Consider the following 9,285-nt stretch of genomic DNA (forward strand, 5'->3'; position numbering starts at 1 on the left):
CGGCAAAAAGGCCTTCTGATACTGACGTGCCTCTTCCCTATACTCTTCAGACAAAGGCGCCATCGATAAACCACAGTTCCCAACGATTGAGGTCGTCACTCCTTGCATAATGTAACTCTCGACATCGGGGAAACATCGAACACCTTGATCTACGTGATTGTGAAGATCGATAAAACCAGGAGAGACGACTAATCCTTCAGCAGATATGTCGACTTCAGCTGACTGATCAGCAAGGTCACCTATAAACACGATGCGATCTCCCTGTATCCCTATATCAGCTTTAAACACAGGGTTCCCTGTACCGTCACAGATGTGCCCTGAACGGATGATTGTGTCAAAAGACATATTCATACACACACCTTCCAAGCATCACCACGCCCCAACTATCTTAGATCCTAATACAAGAGAAGGAAGCCAGCACGACAGCGCCGGAATGAATGTCGTCAAAAGCAACGTGGGGATCCCCACAAAGAACAGGAACCTCATCATTATTGGGACAAGCTCCTGATACGAGACACCTGATAGTCGAGACCCAACAAAAATAGACATCGCAAAAGGAGGTGTTACAACACCCAGACCAATATTTGTAATCACAATAGCTCCCAAATGAACTAAATTTACGTCGAGCTCTTTCATGAGAGGAAGAATCAACGGTATGCCTAAAATCAATACCGGCACTCCCTCCAGGAACATGCCAAGCAGAAGGAAAAACAAATTAAGCGCGATGAGTATCATCACCTTACTGCTGAAGAACCCTAACATGCCTCGAGCGATCTCCTGTGCGAGGCCAGCGCGAATAAGATAACGGGCGAGAACTGTTCCTCCTCCAATCAATACCGCAATGACACCGATAGAGATAAGAGAGGAAAACGTCGCCTTTTTAAAATTCGCTAAGTTCAGCTCCCTGTACACGAAAATGCCGACAAAAATACAATAAACGACCGCTAACGCTCCCGCTTCTCCTGGAGTGCAGAGCCCTCCGTATATCCCCACCAAAATAATGGCCGGACACCCCAAAGCTGGCAAAGCTGCTTTTGTCGAGCCCCAAAGCTCCTTCCATCTTCCCCTACGATCCTTCGGTTTCTCGATGCTCATATCTGGATTTTCACTAAAATACTTAGGGCAAAGAAAGTAGTTCAACACGGCATAGCCAAAAGCGAGGATCAGACCAGGTATGACCGTAGCCAAAAACAAAGCGGTCACAGATTGCTGCGCTAATAAGCAATAAATCATCGCAGGAACACTGGGAGGAATAAGGTACCCTAAAAAGCTTGAAGAACACAAAACAGCCGTTGTATATCTACGCTCATATCCATACCGCTCAAGCCGTGGTACCAGGAGAGGTATCAAAGCAGAGATGCAGGGAACAGAGGACCCCGTTAGAGCTCCCATAAAAAGCGTCGCGATGATTCCGACCAGCTCCATTCCCCCGCGAATATGACCGACCAGAGCATACGAAAAACGAACAATACGGTCTGCCAACCCCGCGTCAGAAATTAAACTCCCACCATAGACAAAGAAAGCAATGGCCATGAGCGTAGGGCTGAAAATCGCATGATAAAAAGAGCCGGCAATGAAGGCATTACTCATCCCATCTATGAAAAGCCCCAAAAACGGCCCTATAAAAAACACCCAAACGACAGGGACCCCCAGCATAAGTCCTACTAAAAAAACACAGAGGCAAGCAATAACCCCAACACTCATCAGACCTTCTCCTTCCCTCGAAACCGAATCGAGCAGGCTGCTTGCCAGCAATTTACGGCAAGGTGCAAGGCGGAGATCAGGAACATAAAGAACAGACCCTCTATAAGCCAGCTTGCGTTAAACCAGGAGCATAACGCTCCCCACTCAGGATAGCGATAGGCCTTTAATGCGTACTTTGAAAAGATACTCAGCAAGAATATCAACACAATAAGGCTTATGACTTCAATAAAAAAGTCAAGGAACTTCCCTGGTGTTTTATTACGCTCAGAGAAGATCCCTGGCAAAATATCAACACTTGTATGAGATCCTTCTCGTGTCGTGATAACTATGCTGAGCAAGACAGTTATAAAAAACACATACGAGAGAAATTCTCCAATCCAGATAATTTCAATATGCAGCCAGTATCTATTGAGTATCTGGAAAATGGTTGCAAACGTACAAAACACTAATCCCACAGCACACAACACATTCTCAAGAGTCCGCAACAACCTCATGAATCTACAAAATACAGACAAAAAGAAACACCCCTTTCGACAGAGACTTTGTTTATCTTTTAATAAATCCCACAAGAAAAGGCGGCTCGTATCACGCACCACTGCCCCTATCCATCTTCAGAATGCCATCCTTACAAGCCTGATAAAGCAGGAACACAAAAGAAAATCTGTGCCGAACATACACGCTTTCCGTGATTTTCGAGAAACGATCAGAGCAGTAAGGCCAGACAAAACCATTCGATCAGACAACGCAGCAAAACTGAACAGCCCCCAATAAAGAGCAAATAAGAAAGCTGCCCTTTTAGAGCTATAATTATCGTTTAGCACTGGGCAGCTTCTCTCAGATCAGGCCTTTTACAGGAGCCTCTCCTGTCCAAAAACTTCAGACGTACCGTCTCACGTAAGAAACGGAGAAATGCGGAGACACTCCTGCAGAACAGACCTTACAGTGCGCTTATCGTAAACTAGCAAGTCGCGTACTACTTTCTTTTTAAGATTACTTTACGAAGACTTTTTCGCTGCTTTTTGCTCGATACAACGACGGTGAATCTCATTGAGCTCATTCAAGATTTCTTTGCTCTTATTCTGTCCCGGCCAATGCTTCTCCAGCCACGGATCACATAGTTCTTTCCAAATGGCTGGCATGTTGGCTTTTTCGCGCCACATTTCACGTTCCTCATCCGATATTTTAGTAATAGTAAATCCTGACATAGCCTCAAGTTTTTTCCTGTACTCATCCTCTTTAGCTTCATGCAAGTCATTAAGATACTGTTCCGCTTCTGCACCAGCCTTTAAAATGGCCTTCTGATACTCCGGCTTCAACTCATTCCACAGATCCATGTTGATAACGACGTTATTCGCATCCCAAACTAACAAATTATGAGTATAATGCTTTAAAACTTCACATTGACGCTCATCAACAAGAGAAGGCAACATTGTCCAACAACCATCAACAACTCCTCGCGAGAGGGCTGTATAAATTTCACTCCAGGGCAGATTCTCCATCAACATACCAGTGCCTGAGCCCATATTCTCCAGACAACGAACCGCTGCCGTGGAAGACGAGACGCGCAACTTTAAGTTCTTAAGGTCAGAGGGGGTACGAAGAGGACGAACGTTATTGGCAAGCCCATAGGCTCCCTGAGAGCAGCTGAACAACAGCTTACAATTGACCTCTCCCCAAGCAACATCCATCAACTTATAGATAATCCCATCCGGATACGCATAAGCGATTCTCGCCTCATCGAAAGAACCGATCGTCCAAGGCATCCAGTTCAACATTCCGCCAGGAATGAGGTTTACGTAAGGGGAAAGAGCCGAAACCTCGATACTCCCGTCGCGCACGCCATGAAATGACTCATCATGAGTCCCCAGAAGCCCGCCCATGTATAGTTTGATCTCGATATCTCCGTTTGTATACTCAGAGACTTTATCACAAAACATTTTGTATCCTTTTTCCGACACAGGACGTGACCAGGGGCATGCAAAAGACCACGTATACTTTGGAGCTGCAAAAGCAGCCGACGACAAAGACATAAAAGTAAGACTCATAATAATTGACAAAACAAAGTGCTTTACATAGCGTTTCATAATGTTGTCCTCCCTCACTAGTCTAATGAAACACCCGAAAACGACTACCCTTATGGGGCACTTCTGCGCCACTGCATTATACCGAATTATTATACTTGATTCTAGTCCACTAAAACAGGAGGGGAATAAATGAAAGGGTTAATTTAATATAAACACCAAAACCAAGAAACTGACTTATTATTAAAAAGTTAGTTTTAGCAAATCTCTAAAATACAAATTGCACTCTCGTGCTTAAACTTAAGGTTAAAGCGTCTCAGGACTCCGGGAGAACAGAAGACCCATCGATCTTACAACGCGAAATCAGTATCTTTTTATTATAATTAATAAAATGTCTTTCTGATTCGCTTCTTCTCTACACACTCTCCCCAGAACAAATTCGAATCGATCTGGACGCTCCGATGCGAGAGGCGCCGGCCTCCATCATTCTGAGGGCGTCCTCCCTCGTTCGGATTCCGCCCGATGCCTTAACACCGACATTCCCCCCCACAACCTTTCGTATGAGAGCCACATCCTCCACTGTGGCACCGCCGCTGGAAAATCCCGTGGAGGTCTTGACGAAATCCGCTCCTGCCTGAACAGCTGCCCGAGCACCTCGAACTTTCTCGTCGTCGGTGAGAAGGCAGGTCTCCAGAATTACTTTGAGCAGAGCATCCGCCTTCAGGACCGCCTTAACGGCAGCGATATCATCACGAACGTATTCATCGTCACCGGCCTTGAGTCTGCCGATGTTGATGACCATGTCGATCTCCTGAGCACCGTTCTCCAGGGCGTCTTTTGCCTCAAACGCCTTGACGGCCGACGAGGTCGCTCCCAAGGGGAAGCCCACAACGGTGCAGACCTTCACCAGCGAGCCCTCAAGCTCATGGGCTGCCAGAGAAACGTAGGAACCGTTGACGCAGACCGATGCAAAGCTCCACTCACGAGCCTCGGAGCAGAGGTCTTGAATCTCCTTGGGAGTGCTTTCGGCCTTTAACAAGGTATGATCAATCATTGAGGCTAATTTTTCATTTTGCATGGCTATCGTTCCATCCTTTCTCATTTCAAACTCTGCGAACAGATTTTTGGCTTAGATTGAGTTCGCCGTGATATGTGGAATCCATCAGAAAATCGAGAGAGAGGCTCGATATACCTGTTCCGAATACGGAGTTCAGGAACAAAAATCCATGACGCTGTGTATCCTGTAGCACCCGCAAGAATAATCTGGCTATGGTCCCCGCGATACACCCCTACCTCTCTCGAAGCGCCTCGTTCACGTAGCGTCGGAACGTGTCCAGAAAATATTCGATGATCCGTTTCCGACGGATCTTGATCTCCCCCGTCACGGACATCCCAGGGAGCAGGGGGACTCTCTTCCCCTCGACGACATAGTGATCCCGGGACGTCTCCAGCAGAGCCTGATAGATCAGGCCGCGCTTCTCGTCCTCCTTCGCCTCCGTCGCAACGGACTTCACGCGTCCCTCCAGGGTGCCATACTTCTGGAAGCTGAAGGTCTCCACCTTGATCTCGGCGTCCTGCCCCGAACAGACAAACCCGATGTCCCGGTTCTCCACCCAGACCTCGAACTCTATACCCCCGCCCGCCGGAACGATCAGCATCAACGGCTGCGCAGGTGTGACCACGGCACCCAGCGTGTGGATCTCCAGCTGCTGCACCACACCGTCGATGGGCGCAGTTATCCGGCTCAGACGATTTTTCTCCTTTGCCTTGACCAATTCTTCCTCCACCACATGAAGCTGTTTACGGTCCTCCACGATCCGTGCGGATATCTCGGAGAGCCATTCGCTCTCAACCTTTTTCAGTTCCATATTGCTCTCCACAACGGTGTGTTGGTTCCGGTCGACCTCCGCCTGCTGGGAAAGAAGATCCTGCCTGACCTCAATCTCCTTCTGCAGGTACGTCTGGTGTTCCAGCAGCGATACCGTACCATCTGACGCGAGCTCCTCTGTCTTCTTCCGCTGTTCAGTTACTATCGGAAGGAGGGCAGCGTATTTGTCGTATTGCCGCTTCGAATTCTGGAGCGCGGCCTCGGCCATCAGCGCCTGTTGTTTCAGGACATTGATCCGGGACCGGAACTCCAGCTGTCGCGTACGGGAAAGCTCCTGTTGATGCAGGACGATCTCAGGATCCCAGCTGCCTTCTGGTGGCACGAAGGGCTCGCCATCACGGTCGGCGAAGAGCCGCGCCAGGTCCAGGGCGTAAAAATCCCGCTCCTTCGTCAAGCGCACCATGTCGGCCTCCGTGATCACCGTGTCCAGCTCAATCAGCACATCGCCCTCGCGAACGGGCGAGCCATTCGCCACATTCAATCTTCGGACGATCCCCTTGTCCTCCGCCTGCACTATTTTAGTGTAGCCGGATGGGATAACCTTGCCAGGAGCCACGGCGACCTCGTCCACCGTGCCAACGATCGACCAGGCCAGGGCAATCAGAAAGAAGGAGACCACGATCCACAATAGAGCTCGCCCGATAGGAGACGGAGGACTTTCCACAATCTCCAGGGCCGCTGGAAGGAATTCCAGTTCCTCGCGCCCCCAGCCCTCGACCATGCGTTTCGGACATCCCTTGCCCCCGTTTCCATTCTTGCTGTCCTTCCGCGATCCAAACATGACGCCTCCCTCAATCAACCGTACCGAAAACTACTGTGTATCGCCCAGCAGGGCCTGCTGCCGGTACAGGGAGCTGTAGAGCCCCCCCTTCTTCAGCAGCTCATCGTGTGTGCCCCGCTCGACGATACGCCCCTTATCCATCGCCAGGATGGTATCCGCCATGCGCACCGTAGAGAGCCGGTGCGCGATGATGAACACCGTCCGACCCCGGCAGATACTGCGCAGGTTCTGCTGGATAATCCGCTCCGACTCGTAATCCAGAGCACTCGTCGCCTCGTCGAAAATAAGGATACGCGGATCGGTCATCAGCGTCCGCGCTATCGCGATACGCTGACGCTGCCCTCCCGAAAGGGAGGAACCGCGCTCTCCAACCGGCGTGTCGTACCCATCTGGAAGTTCCAGGATGAAGTCGTGAGCTCCTGCCAGCCTCGCTGCGGCGGCAACCCGCTCCAAGGGAGCTGACGTATCCACCACGGCGATATTATCCCTCACACTCCCGTTGAAGAGAAAATTCTCCTGCAACACCACGCCAATCTGACGCCTGAGCCATACGGGGTCGACCTGCGCGAGGTCGACCCCGTCCACAAGCAAGCGGCCCTGAGCGGGGACGTAGAAGCGTTGCACCAGTTTGGTCAGCGTACTCTTCCCTGATCCCGAACGGCCTACGATACCCACCGTCGTACCCGGCTCAACAATCAGATCAATGTCGTCCAGTATGGGCGGTCCGTCCAGCCGATACCGGAACCCCACGTGATTGAATTCAATCCGCCCCCTGATCCGCCCCAGCGAACTACGGCCCGGTGAACTATCCGGCTCCGCCGGGAAGTTCAGCACATCACCAAGCCGTTCTATAGAGAGCCGTACCTGCTGAAAATCTTGCCATAGCGTCGCCAGACGTAATATAGGCTCCGTCACCCGGCCGGAGAGCATCTGAAACGCGATGAGCTGACCGACCGTGAACTCCCCCTGCATCACCATTCGGGCCCCGAACCACAGAATGGCGAGGGTTGACGTTTTCTGGATCAGGTGTGCCGTACTGCCCGCAAGGCTGCTCAGAAACCCCGCACGAAAAGAGGAACGAACGTAATTCGCGAGCAACCCCTCCCAACGGTGATTCAGCTGCGGCTCAATAGCCAGGCTCTTGACGGTCTGGACGCCTGTTACCATCTCAACGAGGTACGACTGAGACTCCGCGTTACACGCGAACTTCCTGTTCAGACGTTCCCGAATGATCGGCGTCACCACCACAGAGAGCGCGATGAACAACGGCAGCGCCGCAAGCGAGATCAGCGTCAGCTTGGGGCTATAGAAGAACATCACGGCCACGAACACGACCGTGAAGATCAGGTCCAGAACCACCGTCAGTGCCGTGCCCGTGATGAAGGAACGAATCGTCTCCAGCTCCCGGACCCGCGCTATGGTCGTGCCAACCGTGCGGGCCTCGAAGTACGGCAGTGGCAGCGCCAGAAGATGTTTGAAGAGCTTGGCACCCAGAATGACATCCACACGATTCGTCGTGTGGGAAAACAGATAGGTTCGGGTCACGCTCAGGATCATCTCGAAGATGTTGATGACAAACAGACCCAGTACGAGCACATCCAGAGTGGACAGCCCTTTATGGATCAGCACCTTGTCGATGATCACCTGAGAAAAGAGCGGAGTGATCAGCCCGAAAGTCTGAAGGAAGAAGGATCCGACAAAGACCTCGCCCAGGTGCCGCCTGAAGCGCAGAATCACCGGCAGGAACCATCCAATACTGAATTTCCTGCCCAGCTCCGAGAAAGAGAAACGACGCGCCAGAGGAATGGCGTCCCCCTCCCATACCGTGCCCAGCTGTTCGAAGCTCCAGACGAAGGGGGTGCGCTCCGCGACACGGAGCAGCATGACCCGTCCCTTCCCGGTTTCGGCGTCAGCTGCCGCCTCCGCCCTCAGAAAGATCAGAACGTTCCCGTCAGGAAGGAGAAGCAGCGAAGGCTGCGGCAGTCTGTCGAGCTTATCTGGAGAGGTCGTCAGTCTCTTCGCCTTGAGCCCGATTCTCTTCGCCGCACGCAGGAGGATGAGAGGAATAGAGCCAGGCTCACGAGAGGGGAACGCACGACACAGGCTCTCGGGATCGGCCGGAAGGCCCACGATGCGTGCTGCCGTCGCCAGGGCGATCAGGGCATTCTCCACCAGGGATCTGAAACCGGAGGAAGCGGGGTCCTCTGACTCCGCTCCTCCGATTGTATTTTGTCCATCTTTGGGACGTTCCGTCATCACACCCGCCATGATACACCTCTAAAAATTCCGGGACTGCTCGGCATGCCGAACCCCCTCCTCGAAATGCTTCTCCAAGCCGTTGTCCACTGACACAGAGAGCCTCACGGCGCCCATACCAGCAGAACTGGACGCGGCAACGTTGCAGATCATACCGGAGTCCGGTGTCTCAAAGCTCAGCTGCGCCAGCGCAACATCCATTGCCAAACGAGCCGTTTCAAAGGCCCCGACATCCGACGATCCGTTCATTATGACTGCCAGTGACGGATCCAGATCCCACCCATTCAACTGTACTCCCATCTTCTCTTCAGTAAAAGCAGAGGTACAGTTTGGAGATGAAAGCAGGGCCAGCGATTCCTCGATTTCCCTATCAGCAAAGGCAGCGCATGCTTGCTTTGTTCCAGAAACGATCCCCTCTACGTCGTCCGTGTTCCACACCGTGCCGTCAGCAAAACGAATTGCCGAAAGCTGGTAAGCAGGTGAGTAATACCAATTTCTGAGTGTGAGCTTCTCCCCCGTCTCAGAAATCGTCAGGCACAGGTTCTGGCTATCTCGGATCGCCTTCACCTTCGCAGGGTCCACACCCTCGCCGATCTCCAGAACGTTGCTGCCGTAGCAATCTAACAGCGTATCAT

Annotated in this window: 8 protein-coding genes; all 8 read right to left on the reverse strand. The window is 51.7% G+C overall.

Going from position 1 to position 9,285, the window contains the following annotated elements:
- Positions 1–351: hypothetical protein (locus CSA35_01105; GenBank protein PIE55398.1), on the reverse strand; the 351-nt coding region annotated here is incomplete at its 3' end.
- An 18-nt stretch (positions 352–369) separates the two neighbouring features.
- Positions 370–1,704, reverse strand: a complete 1,335-nt coding sequence (locus tag CSA35_01110) for a C4-dicarboxylate ABC transporter permease (protein ID PIE55399.1) — start codon at positions 1,702–1,704, stop codon at positions 370–372.
- Positions 1,704–2,198, reverse strand: a complete 495-nt coding sequence (locus CSA35_01115) for a hypothetical protein (GenBank protein PIE55400.1) — start codon at positions 2,196–2,198, stop codon at positions 1,704–1,706. The genes CSA35_01110 and CSA35_01115 overlap by 1 nt, the downstream gene beginning before the upstream one ends.
- Before the next feature lie 501 nt (positions 2,199–2,699).
- Complete coding sequence (locus CSA35_01120) at positions 2,700–3,788, reverse strand: ABC transporter substrate-binding protein (protein PIE55401.1); 1,089 nt, start codon at positions 3,786–3,788, stop codon at positions 2,700–2,702.
- Positions 3,789–4,140: 352 nt separating this feature from the next.
- Positions 4,141–4,803 carry a deoxyribose-phosphate aldolase gene (gene deoC, locus CSA35_01125; GenBank protein ID PIE55402.1) on the reverse strand — a complete coding sequence of 221 codons (663 nt, stop codon included), beginning with the start codon at positions 4,801–4,803 and terminating at the stop codon, positions 4,141–4,143.
- A 211-nt stretch (positions 4,804–5,014) separates the two neighbouring features.
- Positions 5,015–6,394, reverse strand: coding sequence for a secretion protein HlyD (locus CSA35_01130; protein PIE55403.1), 1,380 nt, complete (start codon positions 6,392–6,394; stop codon positions 5,015–5,017).
- A gap of 30 nt (positions 6,395–6,424) precedes the next feature.
- Entirely contained in the window at positions 6,425–8,650 is a 2,226-nt protein-coding gene (locus CSA35_01135) for a type I secretion system permease/ATPase (protein PIE55405.1), read from the reverse strand.
- A gap of 21 nt (positions 8,651–8,671) precedes the next feature.
- Positions 8,672–9,285 (reverse strand): hypothetical protein (locus tag CSA35_01140; GenBank protein ID PIE55404.1); only part of this gene is annotated, 614 nt, incomplete at its 5' end.

Origin of the sequence: Dethiosulfovibrio peptidovorans (genome assembly GCA_002748665.1) — a bacterium.
GTDB lineage: Bacteria > Synergistota > Synergistia > Synergistales > Dethiosulfovibrionaceae > Dethiosulfovibrio > Dethiosulfovibrio peptidovorans_A.